Source organism: Mucilaginibacter sp. UYCu711 (assembly GCF_050433825.1).
In the GTDB taxonomy this organism is placed as follows: domain Bacteria; phylum Bacteroidota; class Bacteroidia; order Sphingobacteriales; family Sphingobacteriaceae; genus Mucilaginibacter.
This window is the reverse complement of record NZ_JBNPWM010000008.1, coordinates 286950-312572: the sequence shown is the minus strand read 5'-3', so window position 1 is coordinate 312572 and position 25623 is coordinate 286950. Positions and strand designations below refer to the sequence as shown.

General features: G+C 39.6%; 19 protein-coding genes. 2 read left to right on the top strand and 17 right to left on the bottom strand.

The features are described from left to right. Window positions 1–401: 401 nt before the first annotated feature. The 10 genes from ABIB50_RS18425 to ABIB50_RS18380 form a co-directional block, all read right to left on the bottom strand. Complete coding sequence (locus ABIB50_RS18425) at window positions 402–983, bottom strand: TlpA family protein disulfide reductase (RefSeq protein WP_429382081.1); 582 nt, start codon at window positions 981–983, stop codon at window positions 402–404. Window positions 984–988: 5 nt separating this feature from the next. Next, complete coding sequence (locus tag ABIB50_RS18420) at window positions 989–1924, bottom strand: hypothetical protein (RefSeq protein ID WP_429382079.1); 936 nt, start codon at window positions 1922–1924, stop codon at window positions 989–991. 388 nt (window positions 1925–2312) lie between these two features. Then, window positions 2313–2747 carry a hypothetical protein gene (locus tag ABIB50_RS18415; protein ID WP_429382077.1) on the bottom strand — a complete coding sequence of 145 codons (435 nt, stop codon included), beginning with the start codon at window positions 2745–2747 and terminating at the stop codon, window positions 2313–2315. 43 nt (window positions 2748–2790) lie between these two features. Further along, window positions 2791–3201 (bottom strand): hypothetical protein, encoded by a 411-nt coding sequence (locus tag ABIB50_RS18410; RefSeq protein WP_429382074.1) that lies wholly within the window; start codon window positions 3199–3201, stop codon window positions 2791–2793. A gap of 57 nt (window positions 3202–3258) precedes the next feature. After that, complete coding sequence (locus ABIB50_RS18405; protein ID WP_429382072.1) at window positions 3259–3681, bottom strand: hypothetical protein; 423 nt, start codon at window positions 3679–3681, stop codon at window positions 3259–3261. Window positions 3682–3770: 89 nt separating this feature from the next. Continuing rightward, window positions 3771–4181: a hypothetical protein gene (locus ABIB50_RS18400; protein ID WP_429382070.1), complete on the bottom strand. Its 411-nt coding sequence runs from the start codon at window positions 4179–4181 to the stop codon at window positions 3771–3773. 201 nt (window positions 4182–4382) lie between these two features. Continuing rightward, window positions 4383–5654, bottom strand: coding sequence for a 6-bladed beta-propeller (locus ABIB50_RS18395; RefSeq protein ID WP_429382068.1), 1272 nt, complete (start codon window positions 5652–5654; stop codon window positions 4383–4385). Window positions 5655–5791: 137 nt separating this feature from the next. Next, window positions 5792–7048 carry a 6-bladed beta-propeller gene (locus ABIB50_RS18390; protein ID WP_429382066.1) on the bottom strand — a complete coding sequence of 419 codons (1257 nt, stop codon included), beginning with the start codon at window positions 7046–7048 and terminating at the stop codon, window positions 5792–5794. 299 nt (window positions 7049–7347) lie between these two features. Continuing rightward, window positions 7348–8394 carry an acyltransferase family protein gene (locus tag ABIB50_RS18385; protein WP_429382065.1) on the bottom strand — a complete coding sequence of 349 codons (1047 nt, stop codon included), beginning with the start codon at window positions 8392–8394 and terminating at the stop codon, window positions 7348–7350. A 93-nt stretch (window positions 8395–8487) separates the two neighbouring features. After that, window positions 8488–9999, bottom strand: a complete 1512-nt coding sequence (locus ABIB50_RS18380; RefSeq protein ID WP_429382063.1) for a hypothetical protein — start codon at window positions 9997–9999, stop codon at window positions 8488–8490. A gap of 1250 nt (window positions 10000–11249) precedes the next feature. On the opposite strand from ABIB50_RS18380, the gene ABIB50_RS18375 reads away from it, so the two are divergent. Together ABIB50_RS18375 and ABIB50_RS18370 are read left to right on the top strand one after the other, a co-directional pair. Then, entirely contained in the window at window positions 11250–11372 is a 123-nt protein-coding gene (locus tag ABIB50_RS18375; protein WP_429382131.1) for a DUF4842 domain-containing protein, read from the top strand. 198 nt (window positions 11373–11570) lie between these two features. Further along, window positions 11571–13481 (top strand): 7TM diverse intracellular signaling domain-containing protein, encoded by a 1911-nt coding sequence (locus ABIB50_RS18370; protein WP_429382060.1) that lies wholly within the window; start codon window positions 11571–11573, stop codon window positions 13479–13481. Here the strand turns inward: ABIB50_RS18370 and ABIB50_RS18365 are convergent, their stop codons facing one another. From ABIB50_RS18365 to ABIB50_RS18335, 7 genes are all read right to left on the bottom strand, one after another. Continuing rightward, window positions 13482–14684 (bottom strand): glycoside hydrolase family 88 protein, encoded by a 1203-nt coding sequence (locus tag ABIB50_RS18365; protein ID WP_429382058.1) that lies wholly within the window; start codon window positions 14682–14684, stop codon window positions 13482–13484. It abuts the gene before it with no gap. Further along, window positions 14681–15766, bottom strand: a complete 1086-nt coding sequence (locus ABIB50_RS18360; RefSeq protein WP_429382056.1) for an alginate lyase family protein — start codon at window positions 15764–15766, stop codon at window positions 14681–14683. The genes ABIB50_RS18365 and ABIB50_RS18360 overlap by 4 nt, the downstream gene beginning before the upstream one ends. Window positions 15767–15776: 10 nt before the next feature. Further along, window positions 15777–18023 (bottom strand): glycoside hydrolase family 3 N-terminal domain-containing protein, encoded by a 2247-nt coding sequence (locus tag ABIB50_RS18355; RefSeq protein WP_429382054.1) that lies wholly within the window; start codon window positions 18021–18023, stop codon window positions 15777–15779. 23 nt (window positions 18024–18046) lie between these two features. Further along, window positions 18047–19510, bottom strand: coding sequence for a glycoside hydrolase family 30 protein (locus tag ABIB50_RS18350; protein ID WP_429382052.1), 1464 nt, complete (start codon window positions 19508–19510; stop codon window positions 18047–18049). Between the two features lie 28 nt (window positions 19511–19538). Continuing rightward, entirely contained in the window at window positions 19539–20780 is a 1242-nt protein-coding gene (locus ABIB50_RS18345; protein WP_429382050.1) for a hypothetical protein, read from the bottom strand. A 102-nt stretch (window positions 20781–20882) separates the two neighbouring features. Then, the gene (locus ABIB50_RS18340; RefSeq protein WP_429382048.1) at window positions 20883–22415 is read right to left on the bottom strand and encodes a RagB/SusD family nutrient uptake outer membrane protein; all 1533 of its coding nucleotides are present in this window, start codon (window positions 22413–22415) and stop codon (window positions 20883–20885) included. Between the two features lie 11 nt (window positions 22416–22426). After that, complete coding sequence (locus ABIB50_RS18335) at window positions 22427–25576, bottom strand: SusC/RagA family TonB-linked outer membrane protein (protein WP_429382046.1); 3150 nt, start codon at window positions 25574–25576, stop codon at window positions 22427–22429. Window positions 25577–25623: the final 47 nt, after the last annotated feature.

The window sequence follows — 25623 nt, the reverse complement described above, 5'->3', positions numbered from 1 at the left end:
TTTTTTTGTAAGTTGATCTCTCCCAGATTAATTGTTGGGTTTGAGCTGGTGAGCTTAATCTTTGTCTTAAAATCCTGATAACCCATATGCGATAAATTAATCAGCAAAGTTGTATCTAAAGGCAATGCATCGAATTTAAAACTGCCAATATTATTGGTGAACATATATTTCAATATCAAGCTGTCTGGCCCGATATAGATGGTAGCGGTGGCACCCCCAATTCCGCTTTTTGTATCTGCGTCTTTTACAATGCCGCGCAAATTAATCTGATTTTGCTGACCAAAGCTATTAATAATTGAAAGACCCAAAAAGATCAATACTAAAATTGTAGACTTTTTTTGCAACATGTTACTTCTTTAAAAAATTAAACGCGTATGTAAGGTATTGGTGACTTTGATAACCTATTTCTTTGAATGGGACAAATATTTTGAAGTTGTGAAATTTTTTGTCAGTATAAATAAAAAAGGAAGGCCATTGTTTTCAAATGGTAAACCCAGGCTTGATCTTGCTATGTTATAAATGGGGTAGGGATGTTTTTTGTCCTTTGATTTAATAAAAAAATCACGATCCGTTTTAGAGTCTGTGACAATTATAAAATCGTCGGCTTTTTTACTTTGGGTTATCAATTCAACTATGGATAATACCGAGTCTACGCACACCTCACAATCATAAGCTGAATATCTAAAAATCAACTTATTTTTTCCATTAACCAGGCTTTTTAAAGAGAAATTTTTGCCATCGTCTCTGGTCAAGGTTATGGTGTCTGAAACAGTTCTGTCTTCACTTGGAATAATTAGGCTTGGGTACATGTTCCAAAATGATGCTTTTAGTTCATTTTCAGCCTGCGTCCTGGTTGGCTGTTCAATAATTTGCGAAGAGCCGGCTGATGTGGCCGGGCCGCGATGTAAAAGTATAACCGCCAATGCACAGGTTAATACAACAGATAATACTGACAAAAAGGTATTTGTAGTTTTTAAATTCATGATAGTTAGGTTTTGAGTTGTAACGTTTTCCAGTGATCCACTAAAGTATGACTATAGATACTTAAAAGTATTATATATAAACTAAAACAGACTAAAGCAATAATATGAAACTTGCTAAGCTTTTTAAAACTGAGGTCTAATTTTTCATTAATAAAAACCAGGCTTATTAATAAAATACCAACCGATGGGATATACATATACCTGTCTGCCATCATTGCTGCTCTGGCCAATGGGGTAATTTGGATGCACAGCAGCAGATGGATGACAAATATTCCCAGGCCGATATAATACACGTTCCTGTTTTTTTGATGTTTTAAAATGCTGTATGCTTGCCAGCCGGCAAAAATAACCACTATAGGATAAATATAGTAAGTAAACGGAAGGCCAAGGCCAGATTTAACCGGAAACGGATAGTGATAATGAAGATTATAGGGCACCAAACAGTTTATTGCATAAAAGCATATGCAGTAAAAAGATAATATAAAGCGTTGGTAAAAAGGGTAACGGTCTATATGATGACTGCCTCCTCCAAAGATAGCAACATAGATTGTAACAAGTCCGATTATAAAAACCAGACCAACAAAAGGGGCAATTGTTATCGTTAATTTTTTGAAATCGCGGGGATGTCCTTCCTTGGTTTGATGAAGATAAACAAATAATATCATCATTAAGGGATAAAGCACTGCCTGTTCTTTTGCCAACCCAGATATCAAAAGAAAGATGAGACTTAGGATGTACCTTGATTTTGATGGCTTTAAATAAGCATCAATAAAAAGAATAAATGAAAGATGACCAAAGAACGCGTACAGTAACACTTTTGATGCTGATATCCAAACTACTGACTCTACGTTAAAAGGTAGGATAGCCCAAGTTAAAGCCAACGCGTAGGCAATAACATCGGAGTTTACAATTGCAAAAGCCTTAAGTATTTTTTTGACCATAACGTAAGTTAATCCCACGTTGCAAATATGAATAAATAAGGAAAATAGGTGATAATAATAAGGGTCATATCCGTTTACCTGATAAACCAAGTAATAATATATCGTATTTACTGGCGAGTATTGCAGTGAATTTATTCGTGAAAACACCGCAACCAGGAAATTGAAATTAAAAGTTTTAACCTGTATTAAACTTTCATCCAACAACATCCATTTGTCATCGACCTTGGCAAAACCAAGCTGATTTATAGTGCGGTAAACAAACAATAAAGCAATTATAAGGATCAGTATAAAAGGGAGTTTTTTTCTCATGCAAAATTCTTAACAATCTGGCTGCAAGCTGTAAAACTTGCGGCCAGATTTATTTAACTAATAGAGACCTATTACTGGTTTAGCTGCCGGTGCCGGTAGTACCAGCGGTGCCTGTGTCTGGAGAATTCGGGATGTCCACATGGTCAGGGCAGGTATCATTACCACCCGCTATGACCGTTGGGCCGCAACTTTTGGTGTTATTATTTGTGTAATGACAGCTGTACTTTTTAAGCGTTGAAGTACTTGAACTGACAGAATAACGATAACCAATTGTTTGACCGTTAGCATTAGTAATTGCAGTGCCCGTGCTTCCCATAGTACAGGTTTTACAACTAACTTCTTCATCAGGATCCTTTTCCAGGTGCACTTCTATCGCGAACTGTGCTGTTTTGCAAGGCAAAAACGGTGAAGTGGGATCTGCTTTTGTTTTTACTTGTACTATAACGGTAAGCGTCATCGCGAAAAATAAAGTCAAAGCAAATAGTTTTTTTTTGTTGTCTTTTAATTCTTTCATGTTAATTTTAAGTTAATTACATCAATTAAAATCGGTGCCGCTATTAATGCCCACCAGTACCTGTGCTGGCGCCTGTGCCGGTATCATCAATGTATGCCTCAATAACTGAAGGGCAATATGGATAACCGCCTGTTACAGTAATTATACTGCAGCTTTTATTTGCTGCTGCACTATGGCACGTCTGTGTGTGCATGGTTCTACTAACAGCCTGAAAGGTGTAACGATAACCTATTACTGTGCCATTACTGTTTTTTATTTCTGACGTAGACTCTACATTACAGTCTTGACATGTTACCTCGACTTTGGGGTCTGCTTCAAAACCGCTCTGTGCTGGCGCTGATGTTTCTTTGCAATCTTCAGCTCTTACGATAACTTGCATCGCAATAGTTAGCACCATTGTAAAAGCTATTGTTAAAGCCATGAATCGTTTTTTGTTGTTTGTTACTGTTTTCATTTGATTTAAGTTAAATGGTTAAAATGAATGAACGTTAATTGAAATTTACTGCCGCTATTAGTGACTGCCCGTGCCGGTGCTGGCACCTGTGCCGGTATCATCTATATAAAAGTCGAATTCTGAAATGCATGATTGAACTCCGCCAATTATAGAAGATTCACCGCACGTTTTATTTGCGGTTGTACTATGGCACGTATGTTTTTTTAGTGTGTTGTTATTGGTCTTTACGGTATAATGATAACCGATTATATCGCCTTGATTGTTTTTTATTGGCGTTGAAGTATTAACTGAACAATCTTTACATGTTACATCTACGGCAGGATCTGCCTCATAATGGTTCTGTGCCGCTAATGGATATTCTACGCAAGGATCACCCAAATCTTGAGCTTTTACAATAATTTGCATAGCAACGGTTAACACCAGGGTGAAGGCTATAATTAAAGCCAGAAATCTTTTTTTGTTGTTTGTTACTGTTTTCATTTTGATTGATTTTAATATTTATGATTAATGTTAAATAGTAGTAAAAAGCGCCAGTTCTGGTTGCTGTTACCAATCAGTTATCAGATTAATTAATTTGTTCCCATTCCGCCGGTTCCTGTAGCTATAACAGATTCCGGGCATGATGAATCGCCTCCGAATACTTGTGTTTCAGTGCATGATTGATTAGCAAAAATGCTAAACCGGCAGGTTTGGGTCGTCAACGATACAGTTGTTAAAGAAACAGAGTAAACCATGGCTACAATCTTGCCGGTACCGTCATAAATAGGTTGGCCTGAACCAGAATCAACGGTACATTGTGCGCAGGTAACTTCCCGTTCCTGATCTTTCTCATAATGGACTCGGTACGAAACCGGATCTACCCTGCACGGAATCCCAAGAATTTGAGCTTGTGATGAAACTTGCAGCGTTATTGTCAATATTAATGTAAAAAATAGTACGAGTGCTAATAGCCTTTTTTTGTTTTCTAAGATTTTTTTCATAATTTTTAAATTAAAGTTTGTTAAGTGTGTGGCTTACTATAAGATTTAACGAGTTATTGTTATTGGTAAATTATTGTATTAAATCAGAAACCGGACTGTAAATAAGATTAAGCAGGGCCAGAATCTGGGGCTTTAAAGGTTTAGGGTTTTTATAAATATTAAATCGGATATCTTAATTAAACTGTTAAACTATTGGCGGTACTACATCTTTGGTTTCATGGTCATCACAGTTAGTACAGGATTTTGCTTGTTATCCCCTTCGAAAAATTTTTTCAATGGAGCTGATAATAAATTATCCCATTCTTTGTTCCCATTAAGTTTTAGTCGGTATTTAAACAAATCCGCAGCGGAGATTGATGATACCAATTCGCCATTACTGCCCAAAGCATGAATTGTAAATTTGGCCACTGGTAACATATAGGTTTTTTTATCAGAAATATAATTTGATAATGAACGTAAAGTTTGACTTTTTACATTGTATAGGAACATTTGATTATAAGAATGTCCGTACAACCTAAAAGTTAGATTATCGCCAAACCAATAACAATCCGTTACGCCGTAAATAACATCACGATTCGCGTCAGTGTATTTTCCCCTCTTACCATTATACCTTGCGTTTGTCATAAAGTCTTCTGGCAAAGAACTAACGTCTGGCAACACTATATGAAATGCCTTACGTAACTGGGTTAATGTATCTATTGTATAAATATTGAAATCATACGGCGCGCTAAAGTTCATGATCCCGTGATGGTTATTAAAGAACCATTGATTTGTTCCTCTGGTATCCTGGTAATCGACTGCAGTGGTATCGAAGGGTAAATAATATTTAAATTTTTTTTCATCCTCAGTAATCACAATGTTGCAGGCAGGCATTTTAGTAAGAGCCAAGTACTCAGAATTATAAGCGCGGTAATAAATTTGGTATTTACCTGCAATGGTATATGCTGGTTCGATATATACCGGTTTTTTGACGTTCCTTAAAAACTTACCTCTAAGATCATAGTAATAAGCTTGGTCGGTATAGCGGTCGTCAAACACTATTTCATTCTTTTTTTCGTTGATAGCAAAATGATTAATCTTTTTAAATGGCTGTTTTATACTTTTATCTTTATTAGAAATTTTAGTAATGTAATCACCGTTTTTATTGAAGAATAAGATTGAATTGCTTGCTTCGTCCCAGATAATATATTTATCAGCAGTAACCTCTAATTGTGAAATTTCACTAAATAAAGATTCGTCATTGGTTTGAAGCGGTACGTAATGTACTGAATCCAAAAAAGAGGAAGTAAATTCATTGCTTTTAGCTTGTGCGGGGTCAATTTTAACTTCTATCACCTTACTTTCATCTACATGAAAGGTATCAGGCCCAAAGGTTAATTTTGCCGGCTGTTTGCATTGCGTAAAAAACAATGCGGATATAGCTAGCGCTAGAAAAGGTGTTTTCCTTTTTTGTGACAACAAAGAAAATTGCATAATAATTTATTAGTTAAATAGTTGATTGTTAGATTTAATAGATAAGTCTGCTGGGTAAAAGATGGATTCAACTAAGTACTTTCGGTGTCTGTATTTAAAGATTTCATTTTGTTGTTTGTTTAGGTTTATAGGATAAGTTATTGTTGTTTAAATTTTATAAAAGTGAGTACCGGGTTTTGTTGACTATTTGACTTAAAAAAAGTGGATAGCGCTTCAGGTAATGACGCCAGCCAGTTCTTATTTTTCTGGAGTAATTTTGTTTTAGCGGCAAATAAAGATGCGGCACTGTTAGCGAATATGAACTGGTTGTTTCGATCAACTGAAACAAGAGGCTTAGATATAAATGGTAAATCAAAGGTCATTTTATCCGCAGACATTTCTGTTAATGATACCAGGGATTGGGTCTGTAGGTTGAAAACAGATAACTGGTTTCGCCCGTGTCCCCAAAACCTAAATACCAATACGTTTTCGCGCTGAAAAAAATCAGTCAATGTGTAAATTACACGGTTATCTGCATCCGTATAAGCTTTCCTTTTATCGTCATAATTTTTATTCGTCATAAAATCGTCAGGGAATGTATTAACCGCCGGCATTACAAAACGGTACTTAACGGTTACTCTGCCAAATGAGTCTATGGTATAAATGTTGTAATCATAGTTGTTGAGGAAATAGATTACACCATTTTGATTGTTAAAGAAATTGCGATCAATTCCATAAAGCCCATACTGACTTTTTATAGCGATCGTGTCGTATGGCAGGTATGTTTTTGCCTTGCCGCTATCATCCACAAGTAGTAAATTATTTGCCGGGATTTTCAGGTTTGCAAGATTTTCGTGATTATAACTTTGGTAGTAGGCGTTATAATTTTTAAAACTACTGTAGGAATTTCCTATGTATGAGGGTTTTTGAATAGATTTAATGAATTTTCCGTCTAGTGTATAATAATACATCAGCATGGAATACCGATCATTAAATATGAGTTCGTTTTTGGACTCATTAACAGCAAAATGATCTATTTTTTTATAAGGGGTTTCAACAGTTTTGTCGGTATTGGTTATTTTGGTTACATATTCTCCTTTTTTATCAAAGAACACGATGCTGTTTGAAATTTCGTCCCAGATGATATAATATTTATCAGTAGCCTCAAGCTGAGAAATTTCTCCAAAAAGAGAAGCAGGCGTGGTCTGCAATGGCAAATAAGTCACTGTCTCAACTATGCTGGAAATGGGTTCGTCTGTTATTGCCGAGCCCGGATCTAATCTTATTTCAATGGCCCCAGCCTTTTCTATCTCTGTTTGTTTTACATCTTTAAAAGGTAAAGATGGTGCTTGAGCTATTGCTATTCCCTGTAAAAGAACAAAAAAAAGTAAAGTTGTAAACAGTTTAGGTTTCATGGTTATTCGGTTAAAAAAGGCAAAACAAGTTGCAATATTTACAGGTCAGGATGGTTACTCCGTGATTTCCTAAGGTTATAAAACACTATCCCAGGCATAAAAATCAAAAAAGAAACAAGCAGAAAACAAATACCCAAAGCTCCTCCGAAAAAGGTTAGTAAGTTTTTCATAATGTGATAAATTTAGATTTAGATATTATGTCGAAGCGCTAAAGGGAGTAGCATCTATCAACACTTTAATGTAAACTTAAAAAAATAGTTTTAATTATTGCAAATAATTCGGAAATAATTTTCATACACTCAATTACCTATCAGTGCTTTTGCGCGAGTTTTATTTAATCCAGTAACAATAAAAAATGTAAGCGTGTAAGTTATAAAGAACCAGGTTAGTCTATAGCCCAAAAACTGTAAAACACTTAGGTGCGTAACTTCGATTTTCGTAAAAATGTTAGGTAATAAAAAAACTACTAGTATAAAATGAATCAAGTATATTCCATAGGTAGTTTCTTTGGGCTTTAAGCTTCGGGTAAAATTAAATGTGTTAATTTTAAGTAATAAAGCAAATACTATTAACGAATACAAAATATTGCTGAATCTTAAAGTATTGGTTGGGTCGCCACCAACATCCTCCAATATAGTAGATTCATAAATAGCTATTGCGTAAGTACCTATCAATAATCCGAGGAGCACATAAAAAGGTATCATCTCTCTTATTTTTTTAATTTTTCCCCAATGCTTGCGCAATTGCACACCCAACCACAAAAAGAACACAAATCCTAAAATAGCGGTGGTGTGGTTGGGGAATATCCACAAGTAATAAATATTAACAGAATAAAATATAGTGCACAAGCCAAGTATTGCACCAAAATATAGTGAATACAAATATTTCCGGAATAGTAGTAATAAACTGATACTTATCATAAAGTTGATAATGAACCAGTATGCGCTATAAGTATATAGCCCTTTAATGTTGATGAGGATATTATGCAGGGTAAATGCGCCGCTATGTCCAATTGGCGGAATAAGAAATACACGGATGATATCAAAAACGACAAATAAAAGTGACCAGAACACCCAAGGTCCTACAGTATTTTGTAACCTCCTCCACAGATATTCAAAAGGAGAATAAGTAGAGAAGTTTTCACCCAAAAGGAAACCAGCCAGCAAAAAAAAAGTGATCGTAGCAAATTTAGCTACCTGCATACTGGCCAAAAAAGTCCAGTATAGGTTTGAGTCATAACGATACCGGTAGCCTCCGGCTGCTATACAATGTTCGCAAACTATAAACATCATGGTAATGCATCGGATAGCATCAATGAATTCATAATTTCTTTTTTTTTCTTGCATGGTTGTTTTGGATTCGCTTAACATATAGTGATAAATTAAGTTAATGAAAACCTTTTAATTACATGTCTGGATGGTGACATATTGTTTGAAAAGTTATTTGAATTTATAAAGTGTGATGATCTTCCGTGCTAATTTTTTATCATACAAGTTTAAAGCACATTCACTAAAAATAGGCATACTTTTTTTTAGTGTTACAAGTTTTGAATGTGCTAAAAATGAGCGTATAGCCTCATTGGTGGTGTCGCTATTGCAAATCGCCAGCAGCTTTACCGAAGTGGTGTCTTTATTATGTACATGATCATCATAAATTTCTATCGGATGAATTAACACATCAGGATTTCTATAAAAATCGTTTTTCGGCGGGATTTCGTCGTAGGGGTTTGCGTTTGGCGACAACATAAGGCTAACGCGCTGGCCTGCGTATTTATGTTGTATATAATCGGCAATGACGAGTTTTGCATCGCCGGCACCTTTAAAAGAAGCGGCGAATAATGCCGTAGTATTTAATACCAGTAAAAAAGCAAGTGCCCAAACCGAAGCAGTTTTTTTAATAATATTGATATGAGGTATTTTGTTCCAGGCCAGTAATAATATCGCTGGAGTAAAATTAGCCAGCTCGAACAAAAATCTTAGTTCTTTGTGCGGAATGGCCGAATGCACTATCAAAAATGGTAGTATTGCCCATACCAGAATGTGCTTACTGTCAATATAAATTAAATATACCAGTGACAGCAGAATTAAATAACCAATGCAGGTTATTGGTTTTGTTACAATATATAACGAGTACTGATACCAGGGAAGAGTGCCGTATGTAGAAGCTACGTTTTGAACAATATTTGATTTAAAATAGTTCACCATTGTAATAACCCATTCGCCATAAAACCAACTATCAAGCCCAACCCCTAAAAGTAAAACACTAAAAAGGGCTACAAGAATCAAACCTATATTTTTGATTGGCATCTTCGCTATAAAATAAAGCCAAAACAAGCTCGCTACAACAAGGATTGCAGCCTGGTATCTAAATAATGTAGAAAGGCCTAATAATGAACCAATTAAAAGGTTTTTGAACAGCGCTGACTTATTTGGTGGCGACCGGATAAGAGTTATTGCCATAATGAAAAACAATCCTGACCAGTTTTCTGAAGAATATCTCACATTTATGTAAGGCAGAAACCATAAAAAATAGGAAAGGAAAATAAACAAGGGAACTGTCTCTGGTAAAATTTCGGATAAAATTGAGTCGATGAATTTCTTTAACGTTACTATAGCTAAAAGGGCAGACAACACTCTTAATACCAGTGCCCATATAAATCTGTCTCTAATACCACAAAATGTTAAAAATTTAAATATTCCTAAAGCGATAGTAGGCTGAATTGTCGGCCTAATTCTGGCTTCAAACTCCCATGCTAGATGATCACGGGGTGTTAAGCCTAGCTTGTAATGGGCAAATTCTAAAATCTGATAATGCTCATCATAATGATGAAAACCTATGCTGAAATAAGCGATTAACAGATAAACCAAGATAACCAACCCAAGAAACCAGCCTGAATTTTTTATTTGAGATATTACGATGTAAGACAACTTTTCTGGGCTGTGCTTATCCATGAATGTGATTTTTAGGTTAAATCAAATATATAGATTTTTATTCCAAAAACATTCCGTATAAATTTACAATAACACATTATTTAAGGGCTTTCAAGCAGAACAAACGACCAAAAGAGGTTGAAACCAACTTAATAACCATAACGTGTGTTTGCTATGACTAACCGTTGTACTAACGCCTGAACTATCAATACCTGCTTTAATGAACCAGTAAAACAAAAAGAGTCTTCAAATTTGAACTTAAAGGCTCTAAGAGCTGCTCCACAGATTGGGCTCGAACCAATCGCTTAAAGCGCCATTTTACGCAAATCATCCAAGAAAAGATTCGAGAAATGTCCAGTGTGGGCTGAGTTACAAATTAAGCCTGTAGTAGGATCGAACTAAATGAATTGGGCAAATGATCTCAAATCTTCTATCAAACGGTTTGAGGTTAGTACCGTTGGGGCTCGGATTTAAATCGGGCGGGAGCAGGACTGAAACTTATGAAACAAGGGTTCCAAAAACCCAAAACCTTCCCCGGTTCTTTTGCCTCTTGCAAGAAAAGAAGTTCGGGCACCCTAATATTTAAAACAATATTATGTTAAGTAAATTTCAATGATGACATTTTTCAATTTCTTCATACTTGGCTTCATACCAAGATATTAAAAATAGCTAGGACGCAGCTAATAGTCTTAAATCTACTAAAAAGGGGTTCGAAAAGGTTCTCCTACGGGCTACATTAAAACTGCGAAATCCGCGAAACTTCACCGAAAGTTCGCGGATTTTTTGTTTTCACATACAATATTAATACTCAATGTGTTAAATAATCCTATCCCAGTCCGTCCAATTTTTTTTGGCCTCTTTTATGAAAAGAGGTACAAATTTATTACAATTATTTTCCCATTCTTACTACAGATCTATCTGTTCTCGAAACGATATCTTGTAATTGCATTATAATAAGTTTAGTGAATGCAAATTAATCGTTATAAGCGAGGATAAAGTATTATTCAACAATATCGCATACAGTTTTTCATACAAATCTTCCTTTATCTATTTTTTATACTTTTATGCCTATAACACCTCCAACTGAAAATTGATAAAGAAAGCCTATACCTTTTATACAAATTTGTACTGGTTTTTATAAATGAATTCTAACTGAGGAGAACCCTACGGTCTACAAAAACTAAAAGCTTCTTAGAGTACTCTAAAGAAGCTTTTTTATTTAACACCTTATCCTTAAATATCGTAAGCACTAAAAAACGGCTCGGCTTAACATTCCCATCCCCAGTGTTCCGCACTTTGCAGACTGGGCGCTATCTGGTGGAACGACTTACACCGACTGGTATAGTAACACTGCAGCCGGCTACAGAAACACCGGTAATTTATACCTAAAATAATAGACAAGATATGAAAGTCAAACGCCGAATCCGAATGGGCGCGGCGGTTTTTTTACTGGAGAAGGAGATATTTTGAGAGTATATTGGGTGTTGGTTTACGCAATCTCACTTATTTGTTTTTGCTGTTAAAGTTAAGATCAGATAGTTTATATTTGAGTACAATTATAAACCAATTAGGCCCATTTTATAGTGCTGCAAATGCGTATCGCTGATCTGAAGATCTTGCTTTTTCTTGTATGCGTATTTTTTTTGAGCAAAACAGCTTTTGCTCAAAAAGTAGTGCTTATTGATACCGCCGTTAAGCAGCATAAATTTATACTCAACGAGCTTGATTATCTGAAAGATAAAAGTGATAAGCTAACGTTTGAGGAGGTTAAACGCCTGCATACAAACTTCCTTCCTAACAATGTTTATTATCCGGGTAACAACACCGATAAATATGCTTACTGGTACCGCATTAAGGTGCGCTTTAATGAATCAATAACTAAAAAAAGATGCCTCTTTGAATTTTTTGATCAAACCATTGATGACGTTACAGCATACATTCCTGACGGTAAAGGTGGTTATAAGATTTCCCGTTCAGGCGCTAATGCCAACTTTACCGACCGGCTTTACTTTCATAAGAACTTCGAATTTTTAATTACTGACCCATCTAAAGGCGAACACACCTATTATTTTAAAGTCCGCTCAAAAAATCCTGTTAAGGTAATAATTGTATACCGTACGGTTGATTACTTTATACAGTACGCACTGTTAGAGTATTTCAGCTTTGGGTTGTTCTATGGTATGGTATTGATCTTTTGTTTCCATAACCTGTTGATGTTTACAGCCATACGGAAAAAGCAATACCTGTATTATGTGATATATATTATATGTGTGGCATTATATGAAATGAGCGTTGACGGCATCGCATTCCAATATTTATGGCCAAATACCCCGGCTTTAAATGATTATATGTATGGTATCGCCATGTACCTGGTAAGCGTGTTTGCATTAATATTCACCAAAGAGCTGTTACAAGTAAAACAAAAGTCATACAGGCTTTACTATGCCATAAATGTTATCCTTATTTTAAGGACAGTGTATTTTCTGTATTGCCTGCTGTTTAATAAGGGGTTGTTTATTTATAAGTTTATAGAGGTGATCCCGCTTTCTATCGCCTTTATTACCGGTATAAACATATACCGCAGGGGCTTTAAACCGGCAAGGTTCTTTGTATTGGCGTATGCAGTATTGTTTACCGGTTTTATAGTGAAAGCAATTACAGCATTAGGATACGCCTATTTTTTACCTGAGTTTTTATCATACTACAGCATCGGTTTTTGTTTTGTGGTTGAGATGTTATTTTTATCATTCGCCATTGGCGACCAGGTGCGGATAATGCGGCGTGAAAAAGACGCGGCGCTTGATGAGACCATTCAGCAGATGGATATCAACAACAAACTTAAAGATACCATTAACCGGGAGCTTGAGTTGCAGGTAAATGCAAGAACAAAAGAGGTTATAAAAAAATCAGAGGAGATATTAACGCAGTCGCAAACTATTGAGCAGCAAAACCAATTATTAGAGAGCACCAATCGCCAATTGGAGATACAGGCTGTTGAAATTAACCGGATGAACATTTTGTTGGCAAAAGACAATGTTCAGCTTAAAAGCGATATAGAAAAAGTTACAGATGCCAGGGCCTTGTCAACCGAGCTGAATTTTGAAGAGTTTAGCGCCAAATATCCCGATCAGGAAAGCTGCAACAAATTCCTGTCCGATTTAAAATGGCAAAATGGCTATAAGTGCATCCGTTGTAACCATGATAGCTACTCGGCAGGCAGGGTGCCTTACAGCCGCCGTTGCACCAAATGCAGCTATGAGGAATCGGCTATGCACAATACTATTTTCGAAAACAACCGCATCCCTATTAATAAAGCTTTTTATATAGTGTATTTAGTTTATAGCAGTAAAGGCACCATATCATCCTACCAATTGTCGCAAAAAATTGGCATCCGGCAAAGTACCTGCTGGTCTTACGCCATCCGGATAAAAAAAGTATTGAGCGAGCAAAAGCGGGCCAGAAAAAAGGGGGCTCAACAGGGTTGGGTAGCCCTTGTAATGTAATTATGGTTTTATAACATGCTCGCCCTTAGCCAATCTTTCCTGGCGGGTTAATGCCTCTAAATAGTAATAATCGGCATAACTTATCGGCACGTCAATTTCGCTTTTAGCCGGTTTGTGGCCAGTACTGTGCAGCAAAATAAATCCCTGGCTTTCGCCCGCTTTGGCCGTATAGTTATTGGTTAGGCTGTTAACTATCTTATCAGCAGTTGCCCGATATAATTTACTATTGGTGCCGCTGTAGGTGCATAACTCGTAAAGTGCCGATGCCATAATAGCTGCTGCGGAAGCATCGCGTGGTTCGTTAGGGATACCCGGCGCATTAAAATCCCAGTAGGGCACTTTGTCGGCAGGTAGGGTGGGGTTGTTTAGTATAAACTGGGCGATGTGCTCGGCTTGGACCAAATATTTCTTATCATGTGTTTCGCGGTAGCACATGGTAAATCCATACAACCCCCATGCCTGGCCCCTGGCCCATGCCGATTCATCGGCATAACCCTGGTGTGTTTGGCGATGGCGCACTTCGCCCATTGCAGGGTCATAGTCTATTACGTGATAAGAACTGTAATCGGGCCTGAAATGATTTTTAAGCGTGGTGTTAGCATGGGTAACGGCTATCTTATAAAAACTTGAATCGCCGGATAGGCGGGTTGCGGCAAACATTAGTTCAAGGTTCATCATATTATCTATAATAACCGGGAACGGCCACTCCTTACGGCCATCCCATGATTTTATACAACCTACCGCGGGGTTAAAACGGGTAGACAAGGTTTTGGCCGCAGTTATAATTATAGCTTTATAATGCGCGTCGTTTGTGAGGCGATAGGCATTACCTACGCTGGTGTAAATTTTAAAGCCTACGTCATGGCTATCGCCGTTATTTTGCTCGGGTTCTATTTTAGCGGTAAAATCCTTTGCTGCTTCCTGCCATTTTTTGTTGTGGGTGTATTCGTATAAGTACCATAACTCGCCCGAAAAGAAGCCGCTTACCCAATCTCTCGATGGTATAAGCACCAGGTTGCCTTGCGAATCTAATGTTCGCGGCGTTACCAGGTTTGGTTTTGTGGCTTTACTTTTAGCTTCGGCTGTTGCTTTTAACAAAACATCCGTTTGGTTTTCGGCAAATTTAAAACCCTTTTTCGCATCATGTTGCGCGTAAACTATTGCGGTGGATAGGGTTAATAATAAAGTGGCTATCTTTTTCATTTAATAGGTTTTCTAACGTTATTTAATACTAACTGCCAATCGTTATAATCGTCACCGTTCACTTTTTTGATGATGTCCTGTAAAGAGGGATCAAAATAACTGGCTAAACACAATACTACTACACCCGACTTGGGCACAAAATTAGCCGGTTCATACCCTTTTTCGCGATTGGCGGCACGGTCGCGGTCAAACTTTACGGTGCTGTTTAAAAATTCAACATGGGTTTTCTCGCCGGTTACAAATGGCACCAGGAATTGTACAGAGCGCTGAATAGATGCCTGGCTTTTAGACTGAAATGTATAGTAATTTTTACCGGTTGATCTGTTTATAACAATGATTGCTTTTAGTAACGGCTCCAGCGTATACACGTGGTAGTGCAGCGCGTCGCGCTGTTTAAAATCGAAACCCGACCCGTCGGCAAATAAATTTTGACCTATTTGTTTTTCAATTTCATCAAGAACATACTGCTCATAGGTTTTATTATGGAGCGTATAAGCAATAAACGTAATAACCTTTAAGCGATGCGAGTTCCAGTTATTAATTGCGGTTGATTTGCCGGCTTTTATCGATTCGCTGCGAATCTGTTCATCGGCAAATTTATTTAGCCAGGCATCTATTTCTGCCCTTTTCTGCTCATCTACCCCATCTCTTACCAAGTCATAACCCGATATAAGGTCTTCCAGTTTTGTACCATCTATAGGGTCGCCGGTTGGTTTGTTTATTTTTGCCCAGGCGGTTAAATACTCAACAGCTTTATTTAAATAACTAACATTGTTATAAAGCCTGAAATACAGTGCCAGCGCATAGATCTTAGGCGCATCGTCGGCGGCTTTCAAGCTTGCGGTCTTAGCCGGGTTACCCGCAAGCAAACCCTGCGATGTTATTTTTTCGATAGGGTTTGGCGCCGCATTTAAAGCTTTTTTTGCCGTGTTTTTTATAGGTTCAAATACAGCTCTTACCTTATCATCTGTTTTTATGGCAGACGCCAACGTCTTGATCTCACTACCAGATAAACTGACAAATTGGGCCTTTGCAGGTATGCAGGCAACTATTAAAAAAATAAAAACAAAAAGCTTTACCATGTAATTGGGTTTATTGCAGAAGCTCAAATTTACTATTCAATACGATATGATCCGATGAATTACCTATCATTATATCAAAAGTGCCCGGCTCTGTGGTCCAGTTCATTTTCTGATCATAAAAAGATAGCATTTCCTTATTGATAACAAAGTTAACCATCTTGGTCTCGCCAGACTTTAAATATACCTTTTTAAATCCTTTTAACTCTTTTACCGGGCGGGTAACGCTGCCCGTTTCATCGCGTAGGTATAGTTGCACCGTCTCTTCGCCGGCATATTTGCCAGTGTTTTTTAACGTACAAGTTATTTTGATAGTTTCATTAGGCTTAATACTGGTTTTATCCAGCGTAAGGCCCGATAATTCAAATTCACTGTAGCTTAAGCCGTAGCCAAACGCATAACGCGGGCTATTTTGCAGGTCGGTATATCCGGATTTATAGCCGGTGCCATAATCGTTGGCCGACGGCCTGCCGGTATTTTTGTAATTGTAATAAACCGGGATCTGCCCTTCAGACCGCGGGAAGGATATTGGAAGTTTGCCTGATGGATTATAATCGCCAAACAGTACATCGGCCATAGCGTTACCTGCTTCGCTGCCCAACCACCATGTTTGCAGGATGGCATCAGCGTGGTCTGCAGTCCAGTTAAATATTAATGGGCGGCCAGACATCGTCAGTACAACAACAGGCTTGCCTGTGGCTTTAATGGCCCTGATAAGGTCCTCCTGCACGCCGGGTAAATGTATGTTTGCTTTGCTTTTGGCTTCGCCCGTCATGTCAAAATGTTCGCCTACTGCAACCACCACAACATCTGCCTGCATAGCGGTAGCAATTGCTTCGCTAAAATTTACTTTTGAGGTGTCGGTTACGTCGCAGCCTTGTGCATATAGTAGCTTAGTTGTCTTACCCACTTTGTTTTCTATCCCCTCATACAACGAAATTAGATGGTCATTTTCCCACTTAACCGACCAAAACCCCATCATATCAATATTTGATTTTGCCAGCGGGCCAATTACAGCAATAGTTTTAAGTGTTTTGGAAAGGGGTAATAACTGGTTATCGTTTTTTAATAATACGATGCTATGCTTCGCGATATCGCGGGCGGCAGCCCTGTTTTCGGGCGAGTTTAATGTGTTTTTCTCACGCTCTTCATTGCTAAAGCGATAAGGGGCATCAAACAGGCCCATTTCAAATTTTTTGCGCAGGACGCGTTTTACCGCTTCGTCTATTGTAGCAACGGATACCTTTTTTTCTTTTACCAACTGTGCAAGATTTGCATTATAGCTATGGCTCTCCATATCCATATCGTTGCCGGCGTTAATGGCCAGCATACCCGCTTGTTTATTGTCAGTTGCAAAGCCATGGTTCACCATTTCGCCGATTGATCCCCAATCACTCACCACAAAACCGTTGAAAGCCCATTTGCCTTTTAAAATATCGCGCTGCAAATAACTATTGCCTGTTGCGGGCACACCATTCAGGTCATTAAATCCATTCATGAAGGTGGCGGCACCGGCATCAAGCGCCGCTTTAAAAGGTGGCAGGTACACTTCCCAAAGGGTGCGGTCGCTCATGTCGGTTGTATTATAATCGCGGCCACCTATGGCAGCGCCGTAAGCGGCAAAGTGTTTAACACAAGCCATTATCGCATCCAAATTACCTAAGCCTTTGCCTTGGAACCCTCTTACCCGGGCGCCGGCAATTAACGAACCTAAGTACGGGTCTTCGCCGGCACCCTCCATTACCCGGCCCCAGCGTGGGTCGCGGGCAATATCAACCATTGGTGCAAATGTCCAGTGCACGCCTGCGGCTGCGGCTTCCTTACCGGCTATCCTGGCCGATTTTTCTATCAGATCCAGGTCCCAGCTTGCCGCCTCGGCCAGTGGTACCGGGAAAGTTACCCTGTAACCATGGATCACATCCAATCCAAAAAGCAACGGTATTTTAAGTCGCGATCGCATGGCCAGCTCCTGCACCATCCGGGTTTCTTTTGCGCCTTTTACGTTTAGCATAGCGCCCACTCTGCCTGTTTTTATCTCATTAAATTTACTGCTATTGGGTGTAAGCGGGCCGGTCGCTAAACGGTCGCTGGTGTATTGGTTAAGCTGGCCAATTTTCTCGTCCAGTGTCATTTTAGCTAACAGGGTTTTAACTTTAAGGTCAATTGCATCGGCACTTTTAACTCGAGTGGTTTTTTTTTGTACCGATAACATGAGGGTTAAATGAACCAGGCTTAATATAAATAACGTACGTCTTTTCATTATGATGGTTTAGATGTCAAGGGCTACCAAACAAATGTTGCTACCGAACCGCCGCCAAGCGACGTAGTTACCATTTTATTATTGAATTTGATATTGAAGTTTTGCAACGTGGCCGATGTGTTTAACACAATTAAAACCTTTTTGCCATCGGCAGTTTTAAAGGCTACGTTACTTAAATTATCGGGCGTGTTGGAATCTACACGCACCGAGCCGGGCCTTACAAATTTTGATGCGTGGGCGATTATATAATAAGCCACATTGCGCGATACAGTAGTAGGCCCGATAGTTAACGCACCCAAACAAGTGGTACAGCCACCAACGGTATGCGGCGCATAGCTTGCATCGGCGGCAAGGTTCCATTCTAATACATTACGGCTCCAGTTACGGGTAGCGCCAATAATTAAATTGTTGACATGCCAGGAAAGGTCGCCGGGAAAATTACCCGGGCCACCAACCCATTGCTCGGTAAAGTAAACGTTCTTGGCCGGGTAAGTATCATGTACTGCCGACATTGAAGTAATACTACCGGCATATAAATGGAATGCTGAGCCATCTACATATTGATTAGCGGCAGCATCAGCTAAAATAGTTAATGGGTAATCTGTGCGATCAAGGTTATGATCGTATGATATGATCTTAGTTGTTATCCCGGCTGCTTTAAATTGCGGGCCTAAATTGTTTTTTATAAATGTTGCCTGTTCGGTAGCCTGCATTACCAGGCTTGGCGTATTATTAGGATTCAATGGTTCATTTTGCGGTGTAATAGCATCAATGGTTATACCCTCGGCCTTCATTGCCTGGATATATTTTACAAAATATCGTGCGTAAGCATCGTAATAAGTTGGGTTTAAGCTGCCACCCCTAAAACTATTATTAGTTTTCATCCAGGTAGGCGAGGTCCACGGGCATGATAATATTTTTACGGATGGATTGATAGCTATAATTTTTTTAAGAATAGGTATCAGGTCTATTTTTTCCTGGTCGATGCTGAAGTATTGCAGCGTATTGTCAGCAGTTTGCCCGGCAGGCAATTCATCATAGGTAAAAGTTGAGGCGCTCAGGTCAGACGCCCCTAAACTTAGGCGCAGGTAACTCACACCTATTTTGTTGCTATCAGTTGCAAACAGCTCTTTTAATAATGCGTCTTTTTGCGCGGCAGGTAAATTATTAATAAGCGTCGCGCTGCCGCCGGTAAGTGTATAGCCAAAGCCATCAATGGTTTGATATGCTTTGGTAGTATCAACCGTAATTGTGGGGTTTGAATTTGTACCGGTACTAAAGAGCAGGCCAATATTTTGTTTTTGAAATAAGGAGCTTTGGTCGGGCTGCGTTAGCCACGTCTCCACATCAGTTTTAATAGGTGTGGTTATAACCGGGTTTGGCGGAGTGTTAGTGCCACCTATGGCAGGTTGTTTTTTTTGGCAGCTGCCTGTTGAAACAACAACCATAAAAAACGCTGTAAAAAAATAAGTTTGTTTTGTTTTCATAAGAGGATGCCTATTGTTAGTGGCGATGTTAATTGCTCTTTTTAACCGTTTTTAGTAATGATAATATCTGCTGCGTTTGCGCAGGGTAAACAGCAATTTGATGTGTATGTAATAAGTAGGACGAATTTTGATTTTGTGCCGACATTTTAAATGAGATCAACCTTGATGGCATTGCTGGCATGTGGCAGTCAATACACTTACCGGTTATTGCATTACCTAATTGCGGGGCCATTTTACAAAAGTTGTGGGTTTCTGTTTTATGGCAGTCCAAACATTTTTGTGAGCTAATTACCGGGTCATGTTTTTCTTGCTGATGCACGTCATGACAAGTTGTACACGTTAGATTTGCGCTGTTGATATAACACTTGCTCATAGCTAATAACGATGCCTGGTTGCCGTGTACATCCGGCGTATTGCTTTTGCCAAACGGGTCATAAAAGCTTGCCAGGTTATCTCCGGGTTTATACCCAAAGGTTGATTTTTGTGTTTTTATATCGTTGCCGTTATGGCAAACCGCGCACATGTTTACTTTTAGCTGCTTGTTTAATGAGCTATAAGTAACAATGTATTTAGCGGTTTTTGTAGTTGGATTATCTAAATGAAACTTTACGTGCCGGGCTGCCGGCCCGTGGCATCGTTGGCAGTCTATACCATATATCATAGCCTTTTTATTAAACTCTTCGCCTACAGAGGTAGGGCCGGTTTGTACAAATTTCTTTTCGACATAGGAGCCGTGGCATTCAAAACAACGGGTAACTATCGGCCTGTCATAATAAACACCATTGGCGGGAAAACCAGGGCTGTTGGCCCAGTCGTTTATTATTTTAAAATAGGATAGAGGTAATTCGTTTAGCGCATTGCCTTTCCAATAGCCGTAGGTTTGTGCCTTTACATTTGCGCCAAAGGCTACGTCAAAACGTTCGGCCCTTACCTGTTTATTATTAACATAGGCCACTTGATATAAACCATCAGTGCGTTTATCAATACTAACCTTTAAGTTATCGTTAAAAATAAAGGTATGTGCAGCGGAAATTGCTTCTGCCGGTAGTTTATTGCCCATGGCAGGGCTTGACGTATTAAAATGCGCTGTGTGGACGTATGAATTATTGATGTTTTTATGACAGTTTGCACAGGTTGTTTCTTTGGCATAAGCTTCGCCTCTTATATCTGGTTTCCTGCTATTGTCCTCGCTGCATTGACAAAGAAATACAGTTACCGTAAACAATATGCCCGAAAATAAAACGATCAGTAAGCGGATTCTTCCCTTCATAAATAATACAGCTATACAAATGGCGAAATGCCCGGGTTAAAAATATAGAAGGCGGCCGGGCGGCCGCCTTCTGATGAGTAATAAACCAATTTAGTTTACCAATTAAAGGGAACCACCCCATTCCTTGCTTTGCTTAAGCTTAGTATTGTTTAACTCGCTTTGCGGGATAGGAAATATCTCATTCCTGCCGGCAACAAAGCCTTTGTATGCCAATACTGAAGCAGCTTTACCCCAACGTACCAGATCCGGGAAACGCTGGCCTTCGCCGCCAAGCTCAAGCCTTCTTTCTTTTTCAATGTTATCCTGTGTAACAGCTACGGCGCCAAGATTTACACGAGCCCGTACCGCATTAAACAAATTATATGCTCTTGAACCTGCACCTAAAGGCGCGCCGGCATTCATTAATGCTTCAGCTTCCATCAGGTAAGTATCTGCTAAGCGGATCTCATACTGATCCTGGCCGAAGTTCAACTCTGTTTGACCTACAGCAGCTTTTGTAGATACGCGGCCAATAAATTTTCCTAAGAAAAAACCGGTGTTGTTATAACCCGGCGCATAGTTGGCAACACCGGCAGCTTTCATACTGTCCAGGTTAGCAACTGTTGCCGCGTTTCTTGGATCGTAGTGAATAAAATCAAAATACGCTTTAGTGAACACCAGGAAGCTATAGCCCGAAAAATAATCGGGTGCTGATGGTGCCAATTGCGAATAACCGCGCGGGCCCGTGGTAATAGACAATAAGTTACCTTCGGTGGCGCCTGCATCTCCCCAGCCACCGTTAGACGTAGTACCATGTACCAGCTCTAATACCGACTCGGTATTAAAGCGGTTAGATACTTTCCAAAGGTCACTATAGTTAGTTAGTAATTTATAACCGTAGGTCGGGTTAACAGCGCCGGGTGTTGGTCCGTTTACAGCAGCAAACTGGTCGGCCGCAGCCTGCCATTTTTTCTCGTATAATAAAACTTTACCCAATAATGCCTGTGCAGCACCTTTTGTAAAGCGGCCACCTTCGGTAGCTGCAGGTACTGTGGCCGGCAATACGGCAATTGCTTCGTTAAGGTCTTTTTCAACCAATGCATAAACATCTGCCGGAGGCGACTGCGTCACGTTATACAATTCGCTTGGCGCTACGGTGCCCGAAATAATAGGTACGTTTTTAAAGAACCAAACCAGGTCAAAATAAAAGCTTGCACGTAGTGCTTTACACTCGGCTATGTAACGGTTTTTTAAACTGGCGTCCATTGGTATGGTGCCAATTTTATCCAGCAATTGATTTGCCCTGTAAATGCCTGAATACCCCTTGTTCCACAAATAACTTTGCGGGCCGGTTGCGGCATTTAAGGTAAATTTTTCTGTTACCTGTAAATCATTAATATCTGTCGGGCCTCCACCACCAGCTAACTGGTCATCACCTGCAACATCCATTATGGCCGACTTGTCATATAAACCACCTGCTTGAAATCCAAACCTGTCATAAACAGCTACCAGGCCGGCAAATGCGTCTGCTGGTGTTTTGTAATAATTGTCAAGGGTAACACGCTCTTGTGAATTTACATCCAATTCCTTTTTGCAAGAGCCCAGCAACTGTACGCCGACGGCCAGTGCTGTTAACATTAAAAGCTTCTTTTTCATGATATTTTTAATTAAAATCCAACATTAACACCCATCAGGAAAGAACGCGCCTGCGGGTAAGCACCACGGTCAATACCATATTGAGCACCACCGCCACTGTCAGGGCTTACACCCAACTCAGGGTCATAGCCAGTATACTTGGTCAGTGTAAATAAGTTTTCGCTTAGTACATACACACGTAAGTTTTTCATACCCCATTTACTGGTCATAGTTTTAGGGAATGTATAGCCTAATTGTACAGTTCTTAGTTTGAAAAAGTTTCCGCTTTCTAAATATAAATTAGTGAATTTAGAATAGCTTCCGTTAGGGTCACCATCAACTATCCTTGGTAACGTAGCTGAAGTGTTAGATGGTGTCCATGCGTTAAGATATTTTGATTGATAATTGGCTGCAGAGATATCCAGCCTTCTTAAACCCTGGAACACTTGGTTACCGCCAGATCCGCTTCCGAACGCAGTAAAGTCGAAGTTTTTATAACCCAGGTTAAGAGTTAAACCATAACTAACAGTAGGGTTTGGATTGCCTATGTAGTCGCGGTCGTTACCGTCAATGATATTATCGCCATTTAAGTTAGCAAATTTCAGGTCGCCAGGTTTTGCGTTAGGCTGCAACTTAGTAGTACCATCTTTACCTACGTAACCATCAACTTCGGCCTGGTTTTGGAAAATGCCCACGTATTTGTACCCAAAATATTGTTGGTAAGGGAGGCCTAAACCTGTACGGGTAACGTTGCCAAAGTTTTGGAAAGTAGCGCTGTTATCTTCTATAAAAGCTACTCCCGGAAGCAATTTGGTAACCTTATTTTGATAGAATGAAATATTACCATTCATGCCAAAAGTAAAATCGCCGAACCTGTTTTTGTAGCCTAATTCTAACTCTAAACCCCTGTTTTCAATATCGGCAACGTTTTGTGCAAAGCTACCGTAACCTGCATAACCCGGGATAGGTGGGTTTTGTAGAATACCTGAAGTTTTTTTGTTGTAAACGTCAGCGGTGAAAGTAAAGTTTTGTAAGAATGTTGCATCTATACCAAAGTCAAGCTGACTGGTTTGCTCCCATTTGAGATCGGGATTGGCCGGTGCGCCGGGGCTGTAACCAATATTAACAACCTCGGTTGTGCCAAATATATAGTTACGCTGACCGCCTGCGCCGATAAGTGGCACGTAAGAGAAATCGCCGATAACATCATTACCTGTTATACCGTAGCTGGCACGAAGTTTCAGGTAATTAATTACGTTGTTTTTAGGGAAGAAAGACTCCAGTGTTGGTACCCAGCCAACTGATGCTGATGGGAACGTGCCATACTTGTTGTTAGCACCAAATCTTGATGAACCATCACGTCTTATCAATGCGGTTAACAAATACTTCTCGTCGAAGTTATATTGTAAACGCGAGAATAATGAATTGATACGGTGGTCGGTACCGTCATTACCACTTGAAGTCCTGTCGGCAGCAAGCGCGTTAAAACGGAATGATGCCTCATCAAAAGTGGTTGCGGGGATGTTTTGGTAGGTCACAGTTACACCCCTGGCGTTATTATCCTTATACTCACCCTCGCCAACTAATAGTGTAACGTTATGTCTGCCGAAGATCTTGTTATATGAGATCGTATTTTCGATATTCCAGTTTATTACATAGTTTTCGTTACGGGATAACGATGATTTGTTAATGGTTGTTGCAGTATTATAAAATGCGATTGGTGTAAAAGTATCGCCGCCATAAAATGCCAGTTTTGTACCCAGTGATGAATGGATACGTAAACCTTTAATTGGTTCCAGGTCGGCAAATGCATTACCTACAATGTTATGGTCCCAGCTATAGTTGCCCAACTTGTTATGAATAACAGCCAGTGGATTTTTCATTTCCTGTAAAACGTAAGGCGATACACCATACAACCGGCCATCAGCTGCCCTGGTTTGTGCCGCTAAACTTGCAGCATTAGGGCCAACAAATGCCGCCTGCGTTGTTGCATTATCAATATAAGCAGGGGTGATAGGATCTAAGTTGACAGCCGAGCTTAATTCGCCGCCAAACTCGCGGTTGGTTTCGCCGATACCTGAGTTAACCGAGTGGCTGTATCCCAAATTTTCGCCAAAGCTTATCCATTTAACCGGTTTAAACGTAGTGTTTATCCTGATATTGGCACGGTTCCATTTAGAAATTGGCGTGGCCACAACGCCCCTGATGTCACTGTATCCAAATGAAGCAAAGTAAGTTGCCTTTTCGCTGCCGCCATTCACACTAAATTCATGGTTTTGTTTAGGGGCGCTGTGGTTAAACAAAAGCTCCTGCCAATCTGTACCAACACCAAATATTGATGGGTCGGCAAATAACGCGGGTTTACCGGCATTAACCAGGGCCTGGTTTCTTAGTGTAGCATATTGTGTAGCATTTAAAACATCCAGCTTTTTAGCAGGCGCCTGTGTGCCATAATAGCCGCTGTAGCTTATGTTTAGCTGGCCTGTTTTGCCTTTTTTAGTGGTGATCAAAATTACACCTGCCGCAGCACGAGTACCATAAATTGCTGCCGAAGCTGCGTCTTTCAACACTTCAATCGATTCAATATCTGTTTGGTTAAGGAAGCCGATACCGCCATTATCAATAATAACCCCATCAATAACCCAAAGCGGGTTATTCTTGTCATTACCAAACGAGGTAAACCCTCTTAAACGCACTGTTGAGCTTGCACCGGGTTGGCCAGAACCAACTGCTATGGTTAAGCCTGAGGTACGACCCTGTAAAGACTGCTCGATACGGGTCACAGGTTGGTTTTCAAGATCGGCCGCATGCACGCTGGAAATTGCGCCGGTTATTACGCTCTTTTTTTGCGCGCCGTAACCTACCACAACAACCTCATTAAGGCTGCCAACCGCTTCTGTAAGCGAGATGTTTAAAACACCGCTGCTGCCAACTCTTTCGGTTTGGGTGGTAAAGCCCACGTACGAAAACGTTAGCTCGCTGTTAGCATTGGCATTTAGCGAATAATAGCCGTTAGCATCGGTTGTCGTAGCATTATTTGTACCGTTCACTTTAACTGTTACGCCCGGTAATGCATCCCCTTTGCCGTCGCTAACTTTACCTTTTACAGTGGTATTCTGTGCTAATGCAATATTAATACATGCAAAAAGCATTAAAATAAATAAAGGAAATTTTCTTGTCATAATTAAGTTTTTTAATTGTTGAGATTTACTTTCTGGCTATTCCGGCA

What these genes read in the sequence shown, in the direction of transcription:
- ABIB50_RS18380 (WP_429382063.1), bottom strand. Translation starts at nt 9,999, where the DNA reads ATGGATAAGCACAGCCCAGAAAAGTTGTCTTACATCGTAATATCTCAA.
- ABIB50_RS18425 (WP_429382081.1), bottom strand. Translation starts at nt 983, where the DNA reads ATGAATTTAAAAACTACAAATACCTTTTTGTCAGTATTATCTGTTGTA.
- ABIB50_RS18420 (WP_429382079.1), bottom strand. Translation starts at nt 1,924, where the DNA reads ATGGTCAAAAAAATACTTAAGGCTTTTGCAATTGTAAACTCCGATGTT.
- ABIB50_RS18390 (WP_429382066.1), bottom strand. Translation starts at nt 7,048, where the DNA reads ATGAAACCTAAACTGTTTACAACTTTACTTTTTTTTGTTCTTTTACAG.
- ABIB50_RS18415 (WP_429382077.1), bottom strand. Translation starts at nt 2,747, where the DNA reads ATGAAAGAATTAAAAGACAACAAAAAAAAACTATTTGCTTTGACTTTA.
- ABIB50_RS18385 (WP_429382065.1), bottom strand. Translation starts at nt 8,394, where the DNA reads ATGCAAGAAAAAAAAAGAAATTATGAATTCATTGATGCTATCCGATGC.
- ABIB50_RS18360 (WP_429382056.1), bottom strand. Translation starts at nt 15,766, where the DNA reads ATGGTAAAGCTTTTTGTTTTTATTTTTTTAATAGTTGCCTGCATACCT.
- ABIB50_RS18350 (WP_429382052.1), bottom strand. Translation starts at nt 19,510, where the DNA reads ATGAAAACAAAACAAACTTATTTTTTTACAGCGTTTTTTATGGTTGTT.
- ABIB50_RS18335 (WP_429382046.1), bottom strand. Translation starts at nt 25,576, where the DNA reads ATGACAAGAAAATTTCCTTTATTTATTTTAATGCTTTTTGCATGTATT.
- ABIB50_RS18395 (WP_429382068.1), bottom strand. Translation starts at nt 5,654, where the DNA reads ATGCAATTTTCTTTGTTGTCACAAAAAAGGAAAACACCTTTTCTAGCG.
- ABIB50_RS18405 (WP_429382072.1), bottom strand. Translation starts at nt 3,681, where the DNA reads ATGAAAACAGTAACAAACAACAAAAAAAGATTTCTGGCTTTAATTATA.
- ABIB50_RS18370 (WP_429382060.1), top strand. Translation starts at nt 11,571, where the DNA reads ATGCGTATCGCTGATCTGAAGATCTTGCTTTTTCTTGTATGCGTATTT.
- ABIB50_RS18365 (WP_429382058.1), bottom strand. Translation starts at nt 14,684, where the DNA reads ATGAAAAAGATAGCCACTTTATTATTAACCCTATCCACCGCAATAGTT.
- ABIB50_RS18340 (WP_429382048.1), bottom strand. Translation starts at nt 22,415, where the DNA reads ATGAAAAAGAAGCTTTTAATGTTAACAGCACTGGCCGTCGGCGTACAG.
- ABIB50_RS18355 (WP_429382054.1), bottom strand. Translation starts at nt 18,023, where the DNA reads ATGAAAAGACGTACGTTATTTATATTAAGCCTGGTTCATTTAACCCTC.
- ABIB50_RS18410 (WP_429382074.1), bottom strand. Translation starts at nt 3,201, where the DNA reads ATGAAAACAGTAACAAACAACAAAAAACGATTCATGGCTTTAACAATA.
- ABIB50_RS18400 (WP_429382070.1), bottom strand. Translation starts at nt 4,181, where the DNA reads ATGAAAAAAATCTTAGAAAACAAAAAAAGGCTATTAGCACTCGTACTA.
- ABIB50_RS18345 (WP_429382050.1), bottom strand. Translation starts at nt 20,780, where the DNA reads ATGAAGGGAAGAATCCGCTTACTGATCGTTTTATTTTCGGGCATATTG.